The 17825-nt window shown below is 68.5% G+C and carries 13 protein-coding genes and 1 pseudogene; 7 read left to right on the top strand and 7 right to left on the bottom strand.

Annotation, left to right across the window (positions count from 1 at the left end):
- Positions 1–68: 68 nt before the first annotated feature.
- Positions 69–1076, top strand: a complete 1008-nt coding sequence (locus V3B64_RS10630; RefSeq protein ID WP_049420932.1) for a zinc-binding alcohol dehydrogenase family protein — start codon at positions 69–71, stop codon at positions 1074–1076.
- A gap of 121 nt (positions 1077–1197) precedes the next feature.
- Here the strand turns inward: V3B64_RS10630 and V3B64_RS10625 are convergent, their stop codons facing one another.
- Positions 1198–1803: a glutathione S-transferase N-terminal domain-containing protein gene (locus V3B64_RS10625; RefSeq protein WP_329914116.1), complete on the bottom strand. Its 606-nt coding sequence runs from the start codon at positions 1801–1803 to the stop codon at positions 1198–1200.
- Between the two features lie 45 nt (positions 1804–1848).
- Between V3B64_RS10625 and rmuC the strand changes: the two genes are divergently transcribed.
- The 3 genes from rmuC to V3B64_RS10610 all read left to right on the top strand — a co-directional run bounded on the left by rmuC (position 1849) and on the right by V3B64_RS10610 (position 4537).
- Positions 1849–3384, top strand: a complete 1536-nt coding sequence (rmuC, locus tag V3B64_RS10620; RefSeq protein WP_329914115.1) for a DNA recombination protein RmuC — start codon at positions 1849–1851, stop codon at positions 3382–3384.
- 71 nt (positions 3385–3455) lie between these two features.
- Positions 3456–3854, top strand: a complete 399-nt coding sequence (locus tag V3B64_RS10615) for a hypothetical protein (protein ID WP_049400350.1) — start codon at positions 3456–3458, stop codon at positions 3852–3854.
- Positions 3855–3991: 137 nt separating this feature from the next.
- Entirely contained in the window at positions 3992–4537 is a 546-nt protein-coding gene (locus V3B64_RS10610; RefSeq protein ID WP_010487473.1) for a glutathione peroxidase, read from the top strand.
- A gap of 84 nt (positions 4538–4621) precedes the next feature.
- Here V3B64_RS10610 and V3B64_RS10605 read toward each other — a convergent pair whose 3' ends face one another.
- The 6 genes and pseudogenes from V3B64_RS10605 to V3B64_RS10580 form a co-directional block, all read right to left on the bottom strand.
- Entirely contained in the window at positions 4622–5635 is a 1014-nt protein-coding gene (locus tag V3B64_RS10605) for a VacJ family lipoprotein (RefSeq protein ID WP_049420935.1), read from the bottom strand.
- Position 5636: 1 nt separating this feature from the next.
- Positions 5637–5948 carry an STAS domain-containing protein gene (locus V3B64_RS10600; RefSeq protein ID WP_032128488.1) on the bottom strand — a complete coding sequence of 104 codons (312 nt, stop codon included), beginning with the start codon at positions 5946–5948 and terminating at the stop codon, positions 5637–5639.
- Positions 5938–6600 carry an ABC transporter substrate-binding protein gene (locus tag V3B64_RS10595; protein WP_010487479.1) on the bottom strand — a complete coding sequence of 221 codons (663 nt, stop codon included), beginning with the start codon at positions 6598–6600 and terminating at the stop codon, positions 5938–5940. The genes V3B64_RS10600 and V3B64_RS10595 overlap by 11 nt, the downstream gene beginning before the upstream one ends.
- 56 nt (positions 6601–6656) lie before the next feature.
- A pseudogene (gene mlaD, locus V3B64_RS10590) lies at positions 6657–7121 on the bottom strand (outer membrane lipid asymmetry maintenance protein MlaD); the annotation flags it as partial.
- A gap of 59 nt (positions 7122–7180) precedes the next feature.
- Positions 7181–7930 carry an MlaE family lipid ABC transporter permease subunit gene (locus tag V3B64_RS10585; RefSeq protein ID WP_005414955.1) on the bottom strand — a complete coding sequence of 250 codons (750 nt, stop codon included), beginning with the start codon at positions 7928–7930 and terminating at the stop codon, positions 7181–7183.
- Positions 7930–8718, bottom strand: a complete 789-nt coding sequence (locus V3B64_RS10580) for an ATP-binding cassette domain-containing protein (RefSeq protein ID WP_049462908.1) — start codon at positions 8716–8718, stop codon at positions 7930–7932. The genes V3B64_RS10585 and V3B64_RS10580 overlap by 1 nt, the downstream gene beginning before the upstream one ends.
- Before the next feature lie 189 nt (positions 8719–8907).
- On the opposite strand from V3B64_RS10580, the gene recC reads away from it, so the two are divergent.
- The 3 genes from recC to recD are packed head-to-tail and all read left to right on the top strand — an operon-like array spanning position 8908 to position 17809.
- Positions 8908–12255 (top strand): exodeoxyribonuclease V subunit gamma, encoded by a 3348-nt coding sequence (gene recC / locus V3B64_RS10575; protein ID WP_329914114.1) that lies wholly within the window; start codon positions 8908–8910, stop codon positions 12253–12255.
- Positions 12252–15932, top strand: a complete 3681-nt coding sequence (gene recB / locus V3B64_RS10570; protein WP_329914113.1) for an exodeoxyribonuclease V subunit beta — start codon at positions 12252–12254, stop codon at positions 15930–15932. Before recC ends, recB begins: the two co-directional genes overlap by 4 nt.
- A complete protein-coding gene (recD, locus tag V3B64_RS10565; protein WP_329914112.1) occupies positions 15929–17809 on the top strand; it encodes an exodeoxyribonuclease V subunit alpha in 1881 nt (626 codons plus the stop codon). Before recB ends, recD begins: the two co-directional genes overlap by 4 nt.
- The last annotated feature ends 16 nt before the right edge of the window (positions 17810–17825 follow it).

The raw sequence follows: 17825 nt of genomic DNA, 5'->3' as shown, positions 1-17825 counted from the left end.
ATTCTGCGCCTTTCTGCGGGAGCGCGTGCGGCGCAACCTGTCGCCTCCTTCCCCACTGGACCGCTGCCATGCGCGCCATTGCCTACACCCAAGCCGGCCTGCCGATCGATGATGCCCAGGCCCTGATCGACATCGAACTGGAGCTGCCGCAGCCTGGCCCGCGTGACCTGCGCGTGGCGGTGCGCGCGGTGGCGGTGAACCCGGTCGACACCAAGGTCCGTCGCGGCGTGGCCACCGATGGCCCACGCGTGCTGGGCTGGGATGCGGTCGGCATCGTCGACGCGGTGGGCAGCGAGGTGACCCTGTTCCAGCCCGGCGATGCGGTCTACTACGCCGGCGTCATCGATCGCCCGGGCAGCAACGCCGAGTACCAGCTGGTGGACGAACGCAGCGTCGGCCGCAAGCCGGCCAGCCTCGACGATGCCGCCGCCGCCGCGCTGCCACTGACCGCGATCACCGCCTGGGAACTGCTGTTCGACCGCCTGCGCATCCCCGAGGGCGGTGGCGAAGGCCAGACCCTGCTGGTGATCGGCGCTGCCGGCGGTGTCGGTTCGATCCTGGTGCAGCTGGCGCGGAAGCTGACGAAACTGACGGTGATCGGCACCGCCTCGCGTCCGGATACCCAGGACTGGGCGTACGCAATGGGCGCACACCATGTGATCGACCACAGCCTGCCGCTGGCCGAGGGCCTGGCGCGGCTCGGCATCAGCGAGGTGCAGCACGTGGCCAGCCTGACCCACTCCGACCAGCACTACGCGCAGATCGTGGAACTGCTGGCGCCGCAGGGCCAGCTGGGGCTGATCGATGATCCCGGCCAGGTCGACGTGATGGCGCTCAAGCGCAAGGCGTTGTCACTGCACTGGGAGTCGATGTTTACCCGGCCGCTCTACAAGACCGCCGACATGCAGCGCCAGCATGACCTGTTGAACCGGGTGGCCGAGCTGATCGACACAGGCGTGCTGCAGACCACCCTGGGCGAGCATTTCGGGCGCATCGACGCGGCCAACCTGCGGCGTGCCCACGCGCTGCTGGAGAGCCACCGCGCCAAGGGCAAGATCGTGCTGGAAGGCTGGTAAGGCCCGGTTTTTCCTGTGGAGCCGAGCCTGCGCCCGGCTCTACAGCGTTTCATCCACGCATGGCGTGGATCAGCCGTGTCGACCAAGGTCGACACCTGCCAACAGCTGCGGAAGCCACTGCTCAGGCCACACCGTTGTCGACGTACTCGGCGAAACCGGGCTGCTGGCGCAGGCGTTCGAACCAGGCATCTACGTGTGCCAGTACCGGCTTGCTGCCCGGCGTGCTGCGCCAGCGTTGGGTCGACAGCCCGAGCACGATGTCGGCGAGGGTGAAGGTGTTGCCCGCCACGTAGCCGTCGGTAGTGGCGAGCTGTGCATCAAGGACGCCCATCAGCCGGTTCCACTGCGCCAGGCTGGCCTCGGCACGGGCGTCATCCGGATAGTCCGGATGCTGGCGCACGCGTGCCATGAACACATGGCGCCATGCGCTGTTGAGGTCGCTGGCCTGCCAGTCCATCCACTGCTCCACCCGGGCCCGGTCCTTTGCTGCATGTGGCAGCAGATCCTCGCGACCGGCGCGTGCGGCCAGGTAGCGGCAGATGCTGTTGGATTCCCACAGCACGAAGTCGCCATCACGCAGCACGGGCACCTGCCGGTTGGGGTTCAGCGTGGCCAGCAGGCCCGGCGAGGGGGCCGGTTCGTGGTGCAGGGGCAGACCCAGCCCCGCGCACAGCCACAGCACTTTACGCACATTGATGGAGGTGGGCTTTCCGTAGAGGACGGCCATGGTCGTGACGCAGCAGTTGAGACTCGGCCAGCCTACACTTGCCCCATGCAAACCGAATGTCTGCTCATTGGCGGCCTTCTATTGGCCGTGCTCATCCTGCAGCTGGTCGCCCTGCTGCGCCGCCCGCCGCATGACCGCCTGGAACAGGCGGTGCGCGAGGAGGCGCGGGCCGGGCGCAGCGAGCTGCGCGAACAGCTCGATGGCTTCGCCCGCGCGCTGACCGATCTGTCCACCCGCACCGACCAGCGCCTGGACCTGCTGCGCGAAGCGCTGGGCGAAGATGCCCGCAAGGCGCGCGCCGAAGCGGCCGAGAGCCAGCAGCGCGGCGCGGCGTTGATGGGACAGCGGCTGCAGGAGCTGCGCGGCCAGCTGGAGACCTTCGGCCAGCAGCAGGAAGCCCGCATCCATGCGTTTGGCCAGCAGCTGCAGGAGCTCACCGGGCGTACCGATACCCAGCTCGGCGCGCTGCGGCAGACCCTGGTGGACGATGCACGCAAGGGCCGCGAGGAGGGCGCGCAGTCGCAGCAGCGCCTGACTGAAAGCCTTGGCCTGCGCCTGCAGGAACTGACCCAGCGCAACGAGCAGCGCATCGCCGAGATGCGCACGACGCTGGAAGAGCAGCTGCGCGCGCTGCAGAGCGACAATGCGCAGAAGCTGGAACAGATGCGCGTGACGGTGGATGAGAAGTTGCAGTCCACCCTGGAAACACGCCTTGGCCAGTCCTTCAAACTGGTCTCGGAGCGCCTGGAACAGGTGCAGCGCGGCCTCGGCGAGATGCAGCAGCTGGCCACCGGCGTGGGTGACCTCAAGCGCGTGCTGACCAACGTCAAAACGCGCGGCAGCTGGGGTGAAGTACAGCTGGAGAACATCCTCGAGCAGACCCTGATCCAGGAGCAGTACGCGCGCGGGGTGAAGGTACGTCCGGATAGTGGCGAGATGGTCGACATCGCCGTGCGCCTGCCGGGTCGCAGCAGCGACGACACGCCGGTGTGGCTGCCGATCGACTCCAAGTTCCCACGCGAAGACTACGAGCGCCTGCTGGACGCACAGGAGCAGGGTGACGCCGAACTGGTACGCGTGCAGGGTGCGCAGCTGGAGCGTGCGGTGAAGGTGCAGGCCAAGTCGATCTGCGAGAAGTACATCGTGCCGCCGCACACCACCGACTTCGCGGTGATGTTCCTGCCTACCGAAGGCCTGTATGCCGAGGTGATCCGGCGCCCCGGCCTGGTCGATCTGCTGCAGCGCGACCACCGCGTGGTGGTCGCCGGGCCGACCACGATCACCGCACTGCTCAACAGCCTGCAGATGGGCTTCCGCACGCTGGCCATCGAGAAGCGGTCCAGCGAGGTGTGGAGCCTGCTGGGTGCGGTGAAGACCGAGTTCGGCAAGTTCGGTGATGTACTGGACAACGTGAAGGCCAAGCTGGACCAGGCCAGCAAGCAGATCGACCAGACCGGGGTGCGCACCCGCGCGATTGCCCGCAAGCTGAGGGATGTCGAGTCGCTGCCGGTTGAGCAGAGCCGCCAGTTGCTGCCGGACGCGCTGCCAGCAGAGGAAGGCAGTGACGGCGACGAGGCCTGAGCCACGCTGACACGCCGCCTGCATCGCCGATGCGTATGCTGGCGGCCTGTCCGCCTCGATCAGGTATCGTCATGCGCCTGCGCCGCTTCACCAGCCTTGTCCTGACCGCGCTGCTTGCCGCCTGCAGCAGCGCACCACCGGCTGCCGATACGACCGCGGCACCTGCCGCAGCCACCAGCCCTGAAGCGGCCGAGGCGTATCGCGAAGCGCGCGACGTCGACTGCCAGGCCGCCGGTGGCACCCTGCAGCGGCTCGGCCGGCTGCAGCGCGAGCAGTGCGTGATTCCCTATGCCGATGCCGGAAAGGCCTGCAGCCGCAAAAGCGACTGCACGGGCCAGTGCCTGGCCGGTCCCGAGGTGGGCGCTGGCAGCGCCGCTACCGGTACCTGCCAGCGCGATGTGCGCCAGAACTTCGGCTGCCGCCAGCGCATTGATGACGGCAAGGCGCAGGGCACGATCTGCGTGGACTGATCGTAGTGCCGGCCACTGGCCGCCACCCGCATCACCCCTTGCGAACGGTCGCACGATTGCCGGCCAGCGGCCGGCACTACCGCCATCGCGCGGCGCTATGCTGGTGGGCCATTCCCCGCTGTTGCCGGAGCCCCCGCGTGAGCACCCCGATCCAGGACATTTCCCTCACCACCATCGACGGCCAGCCGTCCTCGCTTGCCGACTACCAGGGCAAGGTACTGCTGCTGGTCAACGTCGCCTCCAAGTGCGGCCTGACCCCGCAGTACGAAGGCCTGCAGGCGCTGTATGCGGAAAAGCACGCGCAGGGTCTGGAAGTACTGGGCTTCCCCGCCAACAACTTCCTCGGCCAGGAGCCGGGCAGCGAGGCAGAGATCCAGCAGTTCTGCCAGCTCACCTACGACGTCAGCTTCCCGATGTTCTCCAAGATCAGCGTGGCCGGTGACGATACCCATCCGCTGTACCAGCAGCTGACCGCCGCCCAGCCGCAGTCGATCGGCGAAGGCCCGCTGCGTGAGCGCCTGGCCAGCAAGGAGATCCCGATCCACGCAGCACCGGCGGTGCTGTGGAACTTCGAGAAGTTCCTGGTTGGCCGCGACGGCAAGGTCATCGCGCGTTTCGCCCCGGACGTGGCTGCCGATGACGCGCGCCTGCGCGAGGCCATCGAGGCAGCGCTGGCAGCCTGAGGAAAGCGTGCCAACCAAGGTTGGCACCTGCCGGAAAAGAAAAACCCCGCCGAGGCGGGGTTTCTCATGCGCTACAGACCGGACTCAGTGCGTCCACTGCGGCATTGGCATCGCATCGACCGGGATCGGCGAATTGGCATCGTCGTGGCCACGGTCGCGCTTGCTGCGCAGATCGTTCTCGATCTGGTAGTTGCGGCGCTGCATCCACGCATCGCGTACCAGCGAGTACTCGTCCACGGCGGTGTCACGCAGGTCGTCGATCGCCAGCAGCTGCGCGCGGGTATCGACCAGCTGCATGCCTTGCAGGCCGATGCGGATCTTGTCCTCTTCGATGCGGCGGATCGGCGACAGCGGAATGTCACCGGCCAGGCCGAACACATCGCGCACGGTGCGAGGGCCGAAGAACGGCAGTTCCACGTAACGCGAACGACGCCAGCCCCAGGCACCCAGGGTCTGCCCGAAGTCCTCATTGCGACGCGGCACCATCGCCTTGCTGGCCGGATCGAACAGGCCGCCGATACCCAGCGTGCTGTTCATCAGGAAGCGGCCCAGGCTGTCCCACGCATCGGCACCGCGGCCCTGCAGCAGCTGGTTGGTGATGGTCACCGGTGCGCGCAGGTTGCTGAAGAAGTTGCTGACGCCGGTGCGGGCGAAGCGCGGCACCACGTGGGTGTAGGCCGTGGCCAGCGGGCGGGCGATGCCACGGTCAACCGCGTTGTTGAACGTGTGCACCTTGCGGTTGAACGGTTCCCACGGATCGTAGGCTGCCGCGCTGCCAGTGTTGCCGGCACCGCCGTAGAGGGCATCGAAGTCGTCGTCACCACCGGGGGCGGTCGCCGCCGCGGCCCTGGCCGCATCGGTGTCGGCGCTGCGGGCCGGTGCGGATGGCGGCGTGGCCGGCGCAGGTGCGGCAACCACGGCTGTTGCCGGTGCGGCATCGACCGTAGCGGTATCGGCGGTGGCGGCAGAGGCCTCGGCGATGGTGCTGGCCGGGACCACGGTGCTGGCTGCGGGCGCATCGCTGCGTGCGGGCTTGCCGGCGCAGGCGGTCAGGGCGGTGGCCAGGACGATCAGGGGGAAAGTGCGTACGACGTTCATGTCAGCTCGCAGCAGAAGTAGCGTTGAAATCCAGGTCGGGCGACAGCCGGTAGGCTGCGCTCAGCTCGTTGTAGCCGGCCGGCGCGCCGGAGACTGCCAGCGGGTGACCGCTCTTGCGCGCACGTGCGGCCAGCTCGGCCAGCAGCGCCAGGCCGGCGCTGTCCACGCGTTCGACCTCACCCAGCTCCAGCCGTGACAGCTTTGCCGGCAGGGCCTGCAGCTGCGGCCACAGCGCGATCACCGCGGCACGGTCGAGCACCCCGCGCAGGCGCAGGGTGTCGCCTTCCAGCAGCGCCAGTGCGTTACTTGCCATTGCCCGCGGGCCCGGCCTGCATGCTGCCGCTGTGCAGTTCGTTGGCCACCTGCTTGATGCCCTTCTGGCGCAGCGGGGTGTCGAACTGGTTGCGGAAGGTCTGCACGTAGGAAATGCCTTCGATGTTGACGTCGAAGATCTTCCACTGGCCGTTCACGTTGCGCATCCAGTACTCGACCGGGGTCGGTTCGTTGCCAGCGCGCACCAGTTCGGTGCTCACGCGCACGCCACGATTGCCCGGCAGCGGGCTTTCACCCTTCAGGCGGAAGCTCGGCTTGCCCTGGATGTTGAGCAGGGTGGAGCCGTAGCGCTGCATCAGGCTGTCGGCCATGGCATCGGCGAACAGCTTGATGTCGGCGTCGGAGGCGCCGCGGGCGTGCGGGCCCAGCACCAGGCGCGCGGCGTAGTCGCGGTCGAAGGTGCGGGTCAGCTCGCTGTCGATGTAGCTGCGCAGGCTGGCCGGGTTGCTGGTGAACTCGCTCTTGCGCTGCTGCAGCGTGGACAGGATGCGGCTGCTGGCATCGATCACCACCTTGCCGGCCTGGCTCTGCGTTGCGGCAGCGGCCGGCGCAGCGGCCTGGGCCTGGGCCAGGAACGGGGTGGCCGCCAGCAGCGCCGAGGCGAGCAGGGCCGGGATCAGTTTCATCTTCATGGTTGCGGTTCCGTTGCAGGCGCCTGCGCGCCATCGTTGGGCTTCTGAGCAGCGCCGCCACCGGCACCGCCACTGAACATGTACTTGCCGACCAGCTGGATCAGGTCCACCGCCGGCTGGGTGAAGACGATCTCGTCACCGGCCTTCAGCACGTCCGGATCACCGCCCGGCTGCAGACCGATATAGCTCTCGCCGAGCAAACCGCTGGTGAAGATGCCGGCCGAGGTGTCCGCCGGCAGGTCCTTGACCTTGCTGTCCATGCGCAGGGTGACGATCGATTCGAACTTCACCGGGTCCAGGTCGATCGAAGCGACCTGGCCGACAGTGACCCCGCCGATCTTCACCGGTGCCTGCTTGCGTAGCTGGCCGACCTGGGAGAAGCGTGCCTTCAGGTCGTAGCCTTCGCTGCCCCAGCTCCAGCGCTGGTTGGTCGAGGCCACGGCCAGCACCATCAGCGAGGCCAGGGCCAGCAGCAGGAAGGCGCCGACGGAAAATTCGAGTCTGGGACCGCGGATGGCCATGTGGATTACCTGATCGAGTCGTTGTGGCCGCGCGCGCCTGCGCACCGCCGGTGGAGGGGTTAGGTGAACAACATTGCCGACAGCACGAAGTTGAACATCAGCACCAGCAGTGAAGCGTTGACCACCGCACGGGTGGTCGCCACCGAAGTGCCTTCAATGGTCGGCTCGGCGTGGAAACCCACATAGGCGGCAACCAGCGCGGCAGTGCCGCCGAAGATCGCCGACTTCAGCATTGCCACGCCGAAGTCGTCCCAGAAGTCCACGCTGTTGCGCAGCGCCGACCAGAACACGCCATTGTCCAGGCCCAGCACGTGCACCGCTTCGAAGTAGCTGGCACTGATTGCAAGCGAACAGAAGATGCCGGTCAGCAGCGGCACCGTCAGCACCGCCGCCCAGAAGCGCGGCGCCACCGCCTTGGCCACCGGGTCGATCGCCATCAGCTCCAGCGCCTTGATCTGGTCGGTGGCACGCATCAGGCCTAGCTCGGCGGCGATCGAGCTGCCAGCGCGGCCAATGAACAGCAGCGCGGTCAGCACCGGTGCCAGCTCGCGGTACAGCGACAGCCCGAGCAGGGTCGACAGTGCGTCGGCCGCACCGAAGGTGGTCAGCGTGCGGTAGCCCTGCAGGGTCAGCACCAGGCCGACGAAGGCACCGCCGACGGCGATGATCGGCAGCGAGCGCGCACCGATCTTGTAGATCTCGCGGGTCAACTCGGCCAGGAAATCACGGGTCGGCAGCGAACCGCGCAGCACGGTCAGCGAGAACAGGCCGGCACGACCCAGCGAGCGGGTGGCTTGAACGAACGGCATCAGGCGACCCTCGCGCGCGGCGCGGCATCGAACGGGATGGGACCATCGGGCTGGCCGTGCAGGAACTGCCGCAGCAGCGGGTCCTGGCTGGACTGCAGTGCCTCGGGCGTGCCCTGGAACACGATGCCGCCATTGGCGATCGCGATCACCTGGTCGCAGATCGGCAGGGTCTCGTGCACGTGGTGGCTGACGATGATGCTGGTCAGGCCCAGGCTGTGGTTGAGGCGCTGGATCAGGCTCATGATCACCCCCGAGGCGATCGGGTCCAGCCCGGTCAGCGGCTCGTCGTAGATCATCAGCGGCGGATCCAGTGCCAGCGCGCGGGCCAGCGCCACGCGGCGCGCCATGCCACCGGACAGCTCGCGCGGCCAGGCATCGGCGGCGGCCAGCAGGCCCACCGAATGCAGCTTCATCTGCACCAGCCGCCGCAGCACGGCGGTCGGCAGGCGGGTGTGCGTACGCAGCGGCAGCGCCACGTTTTCCGCCACGGTCAGGTCGGTCAGCAGGCCGTTGCCCTGCAGCAGCACGCCCACGCTCTTGCGCATTTCCAGCAGCGCGCCGCTGTCATGCGGAATCGGCTTGCCGAACAGGGTGACCTCGCCGGCGACCGGGCGCAGTTCGCCGGTCAGCGCCGCCAGCAGGGTCGACTTGCCGCTGCCGGACGGACCCAGAACGGCGGTGATGCTGCCCTTGGGCACCTGCAGCGACACGTCGCGCAGGATCGTGCGTCCGCTCCGGTCGATGCGGACGTTGGATAACTGCACCAGACTGGAGGTGGAAGCCGACATGGGCACCATTAACGTTTTTTAGACATCGAAGGATCGGGCCCGTCGGCTGAACATAAGCAGACTGGACGGTGCAGTATTGTTGCACGACAAGCCTCGGCGGAGGCCGGGACAATCGGCCGGCGTCCCGGAACAATCCGTACCGCTCGCGGCCCAACCATTGAATACTGCCTGCTGTCCTGCACACTGTGCATGATGAGTGACCCAGGCAGCGATTTCCGCCTCTACCATTCCAACTCCCTGGACGTGCTGGCCGCGCTGCTGGCGCGCAATGTGCGTGCGCCCGTTCCTGGCCAGCCGCTGCTGGCACCGGAAGTGGTGCTGATCCCGCAGGTAGCGATGCGGCGTTGGCTGCAAGCGACACTGGCCGCCGAGTTCGGTGTGGCTGCGAACCTCGAATTCCTCACCCCGGGTGAGTTCGTGGCGCGCGCGCTGAAGGCCAACGTCAGCGGCGAGCAGGACGACCTGGACGCGGCCGGCCTGCACTGGAAGCTGTACCAGGCCCTGCGCGACCCGGGGTTGCTGGCGCAGCCACCGATGCGCGCGCTGCAGTCCTATCTTGCTGGCGATGACGCATTGAAGCCGTGGGCGCTGGCTGGCGAGCTGGCCTCGGTGTTCGAGAAGTACCAGGCGTGGCGCCGCGACTGGCTGCTGCGCTGGGCCGCCGGTGCCGATCCAGCCGACCCGCAGGCGATCCTGTGGCGCACCATCACCCACGGCCACGACTATCGCGCGCGCCGCATCCAGGAGTACCTGGACCGCTTCGAGGGTGCCGGTAAGCCGCTGCCGCAGGGCTTGCCGCTGCGCATGTCCGCGTTTGCGACGCTCAACATCTCGCCCGATGTGCTGCGGGTGATGGCCACCCAGGCACGTGTTGGGGAGCTGCACTTCTATATGCCCACCCCGGTGCAGTCGTACTGGGGCGATCTGCAGACCCTGGCCGAGCGCCTGCGCAGCGGCGCGCCCGATCCCTTCGGCGAAGCAGCCGGCGAAAACCGCCTGCTGGAAGCCTGGGGCGCGGCCGGGCGCGACTTCATGGCGGTGCTGGGCAGTTACGAGGTGGTGCACCCGGCCGGCGAAATCGCCGCCTATTCCGATCCGGAGGACGACACCCGGCCGACCCTGGACGAAGGCGGCCTGTCCGACAGCCTGCTGCATCGCCTGCAGCGCGATCTGTTCCACCGCCGCGCGCTGCCCTCGGGCGAGCTGCGCGACGGCCTGCGCAGCGACGACCCCAGCCTGCAGGTGCACGCCTGCCACACCCGCCTGCGCGAGTTGCAGGTGCTGCACGACCAGCTGCGCAGCCTGCTGCAGGACCCGCGCTTCGACCCGCCGCTGCAGGCGCGCGAGATCGCGGTGCTGGCGCCGGACATCGATCCCTACGTGCCGTACCTGGAAGCGGTGTTCGGCGGCCGTGGTGGCGAGGAGGAGCACATCCCCTATGCGCTGGCCGACAGCAGCCCGCTGGCCGGTGAACCGCTGGCCGATGTGTTCGTGCACCTGCTGGGCCTGCCTGTCTCGCGCTTTGGCCTGAATGAAGTGCTGGACCTGCTGGCCAGCGCGCCGCTGGCCGAAGCGGCCGGGCTGGAAGCGGTGGACTTCGACCGCCTGCATGGCTGGCTGCAGCAGGCCGGTGCACGCTGGGGCCTGGATGCGAAGCACCGCCACCAGCACCAGGCGCCGGCGGACGACGCCTACACCTGGCAGTTCGCGCTGGATCGCCTGGTGCTCGGCCATGCCACCGGCAGCGAGGCCGACCTGGCCGGTGTCGCACCGTGGATCGAACTGGAAGGCGGCGCGCTGGACGCGCTGGACCGGCTGCTGCGCCTGCTGCGCGTGCTGGCGATCTACCAGCGTCGCCTCGGCGAGCTGCTGACCCCGGCGCAATGGCGACAGCGCCTGCTGTCGTTGCTGGATGCACTGCTGCCCTCCGCGCCGAGTTCACCCAACAGCCAGCGCGCGCTGGAGCGCCTGCGCAAGCTGCTGAACCAGTTTGCCGAGGATGCTGCCAAGGCCGGTTTCGAAGACGGTGTGCCACCGGAGGTGGTGCGTTCGCACTTCGCCGGCGCGCTGGGCGAGGCCGATACGCGCGCACCGTTGCTGACCGGTGGCATCAGTTTCGGCCGCATGGTGCCGATGCGCCTGCTGCCGTTCCGGGTGATCTGCGTGCTCGGTCTCAATGATGGCGACTTCCCGCGCCGTGACCCGGCGGCCGGTCTCAACCAGCTCACCGCCGAGTTGGACACGCCGCGCCGCCGTCCGGGCGACCGCTCCACCCGCGAAGACGACCGTTTCCTGTTCCTGCAGCTGTTCGCTGCCGCGCAGGAGGTGTTCTACCTGAGCTACCTCGGTGCCGATCCGCGCGATGGCAGCGTGCGCGAGCCGTCGGTGCTGGTCAGTGAACTGATCGATGCCGCCGCTGCGTATCACCTCGATCCGCCTGCGGCGGTCCGCGACTTCACCGTGCGCCACGCACTGCAGCCGTTCTCACCGGCGGCGTTTGGCGATGGCGATCCGCGTCGCTTCAGCTATCGCCGCCAGTGGCATCCGGCGGCCGGTCGCCTCACCGGCCAGCGCGGTGGACTGCAGCCGTGGTTCGACGCACCGCTGCCGCCGCCGCTCGATGACGCAGTGGAGGACGAGGTCGCGCTCGATACCCTGCGCCGTTTCCTGTGCGACCCGGCCGGACAGTTCCTCGCACAGTCGCTGGGCCTGCGCCTGGCCGACGATGTCGAGGAGGTCGATGACCTGGAACCGCTGGTGCTGTCAACGCGCGGCCCGGAAAAGCGCAGCGTGCAGGCGGCGGTGGTGCGTGCCACGCTCAGCGGCGATACCGAGCCGTTGTACCCGCGGCTGCGCGCGCGCGGCCTGCTGCCGTCCGGCCCATTGGGCGAGCGCCAGTTCGAGGGGGAGCAGTTGAAGACGCGCCCGTATGCCAGTGCGTTGCTGGGCTGGATGCAGGGCGAACCGCTGGAAAGCCGTCGCTACGAAGTGGACATCGACGGCGTGCGCCTGCATGGCCGCGTGGCCGATCGGCATCCCGAGGGCTTGGTGCGCCTGCGCGCCGGTACCCTCAATGGCAATGCAGTGATCCGCCAGGGCCTGGACTGGCTGCTGGCCAACGCCGCTGGCGATGCGTTGCCGCTGGTGCAGTTCCACGATGGCGGTGACGCCGGTCCCGGCCCGCATGTGCTGCCAGCACTGAGCGCCCCCGCTGCACGCGCGGCGCTGCGTGCGCTGCTGCAATTGCGCCAGCGCGGCCTGCGTGAGCCGCTGCGCTTTGCCCCGTATACCGGCTGGGTGCTGTACAACGCGCCAGCAGAAAAACAGCGCAGCGAAGGCTGGAAGCAGTGGCATGGCAGCGACCGCAGTTGGGGTGAATCCAGCAGCGACGCCTGGCAGCTGCTGCTGCGCGGTGCCGACCCGTTTGCCACCGATGCCAGCTATGCCGAGCTGCTGCGCAACAGCCAGGTGGTCTTCAGCGCGGTGCGCGAAGGCCGCACTCTCGGTACCGAAGCACGCCAGGAGGGCAACGCATGAACACCGCCATCGCTGATCAGGAAACCCGGCGTATGGCGGGCGATCCCTACCTGGCCCTGCCGCTGGACGGCATCCGCCTGATCGAGGCCAGCGCAGGCACCGGCAAGACCTTCACCCTGGCCACGTTGTTCACCCGACTGGTGGTCGAGCAGGGCCTGCGTATCGGCCAGATCCTGGCGGTGACCTTCACCGATGCCGCCACCCAGGAACTGCGCAAGCGCATCCGCGAGCGCCTGGCGCTGGCCGCGCGCCTGGTCGATCTGGAACCGGCCGAGGGCGAAGCGCCAGACCTGCGGTTGACCCGCGAGGTACTGCAGCGCCATCTACAGGGCGGAACCGAGAGCGCGGTCGCACTGAAACGCCGCCTGCAGGTGGCTGCCGACGAGATCGACCTGGCTTCGATCTTCACCATCCACGGCTTCTGCACCCGCGTGCTGCGCGAGCATGCACTGGAAAGCGGCCATACCTTTGATCCGCCGGAACTGCTGGCCAGCGATCGTGAACTGCTGGAGGAGCTGGCCGCTGATCTATGGCGCGTGCATGCCAATGACCCGGCCACATTGGAGCCGCTGACCTGGCTGTGGTCCAACCCGGACGCGCTGGCCGCCGATCTGCGCGCGCTGCTGGGCACGCCGCCCCTGCACCCGTTGCCACAGCCGGTGACGCTGGCTGATCCACACCCGGCGCTGCAGAGCGCGGCCGAGGCACTGTCCGCAAGCGTGCGCGAACATGGCGAGCAGTTCTTCATCGACCTCTGCGATGCCGTCGACAACAAGTGGATCAACGGCGTGTCCTACAAGCTGGGCTGGCTGCACCCGCTGGGCCGACAGCTGCTGGCCTGGGCTGAGCGCGGCGACCCGCGCGAGATGCTGGCCAGCGAGCGCCTGCCGGCACTGCTGCCGGAGGTGCTGGCCGACAAGACCAACAAGAAATTCCCCGATCGCACGCCATCGTCGCCATTGCAGGCGCCGTTGGCGCGCTATGTCGCGCTGCTGGCCGAACGCGATGCCTGGTTGCGTGGTACCGCGTTGAACTTCCTGCACGCGCTTCGCGCCGAAGCCACGCAGCGCCTGCAGGCGCTGAAGCGCACGCGCCGGGTACAGACCTACGACGACCTGATCGATGGCGTGGCGTTGGCGCTGGAAGGCCCGCAACGGCTGACACTGGTGAAACAACTGCGTGCGCAGTACCGCATCGCGCTGGTCGATGAGTTCCAGGACACCGACGATCGCCAGTGGGGCATCTTCCACACCGTGTTCGGCGATTCGCCGGAGGTGCGCGAACTCGGCCTGGCGCCGGCACTGTTCCTGATCGGCGACCCCAAGCAGGCGATCTACGGTTTCCGCGGCGGTGATATCCACACCTACCTGAAGGCCAAGCAGGTGGCGCAGCAGGCGCCGGTGCTGGACCAGAACTTCCGCTCGCGACCGGCTGTGTTGCGCGCGTTGCAGGCGCTGTACGACAACGGTGGCGAAGACGCCTTCCTCGAACGCGACATCCAGTTCGAGCCGGTGCGGCCCGGTGGCGTGCGCATCGACGAGGACTACCAGCGTGATGGCCATGCCGCCACGGCACTCACCCTGCGCGTGCTGCGCAGTGGCGGTGACAAGGCGATGAGTGCGGACGCCTCGCGTGATGCCGCGACCCAGGCCTGCGTGGCTGCGATTCACCAGATCCTGGTCGAGGCGCGTGCGGGCAATGCCGTGCTGCGTGGGCGCCCGGTTCAACCCGGTGATATCGCGGTGCTGGTGCGCTCGCATCGCGAGGCCACGCTGGTGCAGCGCGCGCTGGCGGCGGTCGGCATTCCCGCGGTGGCAGCCGGCAAGCAGAGCCTGTTTTCCACCCCTGAAGCGCGTGATCTCCGCGCGCTGCTGCTGGCACTGCTGCAACCGGCTGACGAAGGCCGCCTGCGTGCGGTGCTGGCCACCGTGCTGCTTGGCCAGCGGGCAAGTGCGATCGCCGCGATGGAGCGCGAGGGCGACCTGCAACGCGAATTCCAGGCGCAGCTGCTGCACTGGCGCGAGCGCTGGCAGCGCGGCGGACCGTTCGCAGTGATCGCCGACGTCTGTGCCGCACAGGGCGAACGCCTGCTGGCGCTGATCGATGGCGAGCGCCGCCTGACCAATTACCTGCAGCTGGGCGAACTGCTGCAGGAAGCCTCGGCGCAGGCGCTGGGCATGCACGGCCTGCTGGATTGGCTGCAGGGGCAGATGGCCAGCGCCGATCAGGATGACGAGCAACAGCTGCTGCGCCTGGAATCGGATGCGCGCCGGGTACAGATCATCACCCTGCACAAGAGCAAGGGCCTGGAGTACCCGCTGGTGTTCCTGCCGTTCGTCGGCATCGACGGCGGCGCGCCGAACACGGCGTCGCACTGCACGGTGCATGTGGATGGCCAGCGCCAGCTGCACTGGAAGCTGGACAAGGACGAAGCCTGGGAAGCGGCCAGTGCCCAGCGCGAGCGCGAGCAGCGCGCCGAGGATGCGCGCCTGCTGTATGTGGGACTGACCCGTGCCGAGCATGCGCTGTGGATCGCCGTGGGTGATCTGGCCGGGCTCGGCAGGACACGGCTGGCGCCGTTGCTGGGCGACCTGCAGGCGCTGCGCGCGCATGCCGACGTGCACATCGATGACAGCGAGACAGCGGCCGCGCTGCCGCAGCTGGCGGCTGAAGTGGAGGGCGACCTTCCGGCGGTGCGTGCCCTGACCCGGCGCGTCCCGCACGACTGGTGGGTGTACAGCTTCACCCAGCTGGCGCATGCCGATGCGGGCGCTGACAGTGATATCGAAGCCGCCGCCACCGAGCTGCCGGCACCGGCCGCCGATGAACCGGTCGGCCCGGAACTACCGCTGGAGCCCGCGCTGCCGGAACCCGCCGCGGCGGCCGAAGACAGCACATCGATCGACCCGCGCTTCATGGGCAGTCGCTTCGGCAACGTGCTGCACGAAGCGATGGAGAACGTCGACTTCGCCGCATGGGGTGACTGGCAGCCAGGTCTGCAAGCCCCTGAGGGCCAGGCCGAGGTGCTGCGCAAGGCACTGCACGACGAAGGATATGCTGACGTCGATCTGGATGATGGCGTGTCCGTACTGGTGCCGCTGGTCGGCCACACGCTCACCGTGCCGCTACCCGAAGGCGGCGCGCTGCACAGCCTGGGTGAAGGCGAGCGCCGCGCGGAAATCGACTTCCATTTCGCCATCGAACCGACCACGGTGCCGGCGCTGTTGCAGGTGCTGCATGCACATGGGGTTTCCAGTACGCGTCGCGGCTTCGGCCAGCGCCGCCGCCTGGAAGGGCTGATGACCGGCATGATCGACCTGACCTACGTGCGCGACGGGCGCTGGTACGTGCTCGACTACAAGTCCAACCGCCTGCCCGGTTACAGCCCGGACCTGCTGGCCATTGCCATGCGCCACAGCGAGTACGACCTGCAGGCACTGATCTACACCGTGGCCCTGCATCGCTGGCTGCGTTTCCGCCTGGGTGCGGCCTACGACTACGAGCGCGACATGGGGGGCATCCGCTACCTGTTCTGCCGCGGCCTGGATGCCGCCGGCAACGGTGTGCATGTGGACCGCTTCCCGTTGGCGCTGGTGGATTCTCTGGATGCGTTGTTCGCCGGTGGCGAACAGGCCCAGGCCGAACTGGCCGCGCGTGCCCGTGGAGCCAGTGCATGAGCCTGCTGAAGGAACTGCACCAGAAGGGCCTGCTGCGCACCCTCGACCATGCACTGGCGACCAGCCTGCAGCGGCTGCGCGACGACACGCCCGAGAGCGTGGCGTTGGCGGCCGCGCTTGCGTCGCTGGCGGTATCGCAAGGCCATGCTGCGTTCGATCCGGCACAACCGCAGCGACTGCTGGAAGGCGTATCCGAGTGGCCTGCCGCACAGGACTGGCTGGCACAGTTGCGCGCATCGCCGTGGGTCGCGACACCCGAGCAGGCCGATGCCATCGCCGAGGATGCGCCGCTGGTGCTGGAAAACGGATTGCTCTACCTGCGCCGTTACCGCGAGTACGAGCGTCAGCTGGCGGCTGGGCTGCAGCGCATCGGCCGGCATCCGCTGCCGGCGCCGGACATGGCAGCGTTGGCGCCTTTGTTCGCGCAGCTGTTCCCGCAGGCACTGGGCGGCGAAGATCATCAGGCACGCGCCGCCGGCGTGACCCTGCGCCATCCGCTGGCGTTGGTCACCGGCGGCCCCGGCACCGGCAAGACCACCACCATCGCGCGCCTGTTGCTGCTGCTGGCCGCGCAGGCCGGGCACGCCGGCCAGCCGCTGCCTGAGGTGGCATTGGCCGCGCCCACCGGGCGCGCCGCCGAGCGCATGGCCGAGAGCCTGCGTGTGGCTGTGCAACGCCTGCAGGAACAAGGACTGGACCCGGCGTTGTGCGCGGCGCTGCCCAGTACCGGCACCACCCTGCATCGCCTGCTCGGGGTGATTCCTGATTCACCGCGCTTCCGTCACCACGCCGACAATCCGCTGCCGGTGGACGTGGTCGTAGTCGACGAAGCCTCGATGATCGATCTGCCGATGATGGCCAAGCTGGTCGATGCGATCGCCAGCGGCACCCGGTTGATCCTGCTCGGCGATCCCGACCAGCTGCCGTCGGTCGAGGCCGGTGATGTGCTCAGCGCGATCCTGCGTGCCAGCGGCGACGGCATCGGCACCCGTGCCGACGACGCGCAGGCGCTGCATGGCCTGCTGGCGCCGGCCACCTTGCAGCCACAGGCCGCACCACGCGCCTTCGCCGGCCGTCGCGTACAGCTGCAGCGCGGCTACCGGCAGAGCAATGCGCTGGACCTGGCACCGCTGGCCCATGCCGTGCGCGAGGGCGACAGCAGCACCGCGCTGCAGCTGCTGCGCAGTGGTGAACTGGCCGGCGTGCACTTCCACGAAGGCGAAGCCGACCCGTTGCGTGGCCAGCGCGAGCACCTGCTGGGCCACTGGCGCGCGCTGGCCGACGCCGCCGATCCGGTACTCGCCCTGCAGCAGGCCGGACGCCTGCGCGTGCTGACCGCACTGCGCGAAGGCCCGCAGGGCGCACGCGGGCTCAACAGCCGCATTGAACAGCTGCTGGCCGGCAATGCGCCGGGCTATTTCCAGGGCCGGCTGCTGCTGGTCACCGAGAACAGCTACCGTCATCGCCTGTTCAACGGCGATATCGGTATCTGCCTGCGCGATGGTAGCGGCGCGATGGTGGCCTGGTTCCCCGGAGACAGCGTCGACCAGCCGCGCGCCTTCCATCCAGCGGCGCTGCCCGCGCACGAAAGCGCCTTTGCGATGACCGTGCACAAGGCACAGGGCTCGGAGTTTGACGAGGTCTGGCTGCAGCTGCCACGCCAGGACAGCCGTGTGCTGTCGCGCGAACTGGTCTACACCGGCCTGACCCGCGCCCGCCGGGTGCTGCATGTGGCGGGCAGCGCCGATGTGCTGCAGGCCGCATTGAAACGCCACGCCAGCCGATTGGGTGGTCTGGCCTGGCGGCTGGGTGCGGAGGCAGTGGCCGAAGCACCGGCGCGCATTGAACAGCCCACGGTGCAGGGCACGTTGTTCTGAAACGGGCGCGATGCGC

It is taken from the genome of Stenotrophomonas sp. SMYL86 (genome assembly GCF_036320025.1).
Lineage (GTDB): Bacteria > Pseudomonadota > Gammaproteobacteria > Xanthomonadales > Xanthomonadaceae > Stenotrophomonas > Stenotrophomonas maltophilia_A.
The sequence above is the reverse complement of the archived record's forward strand: the minus strand, read 5'-3'. Positions and strand labels throughout refer to the sequence as shown.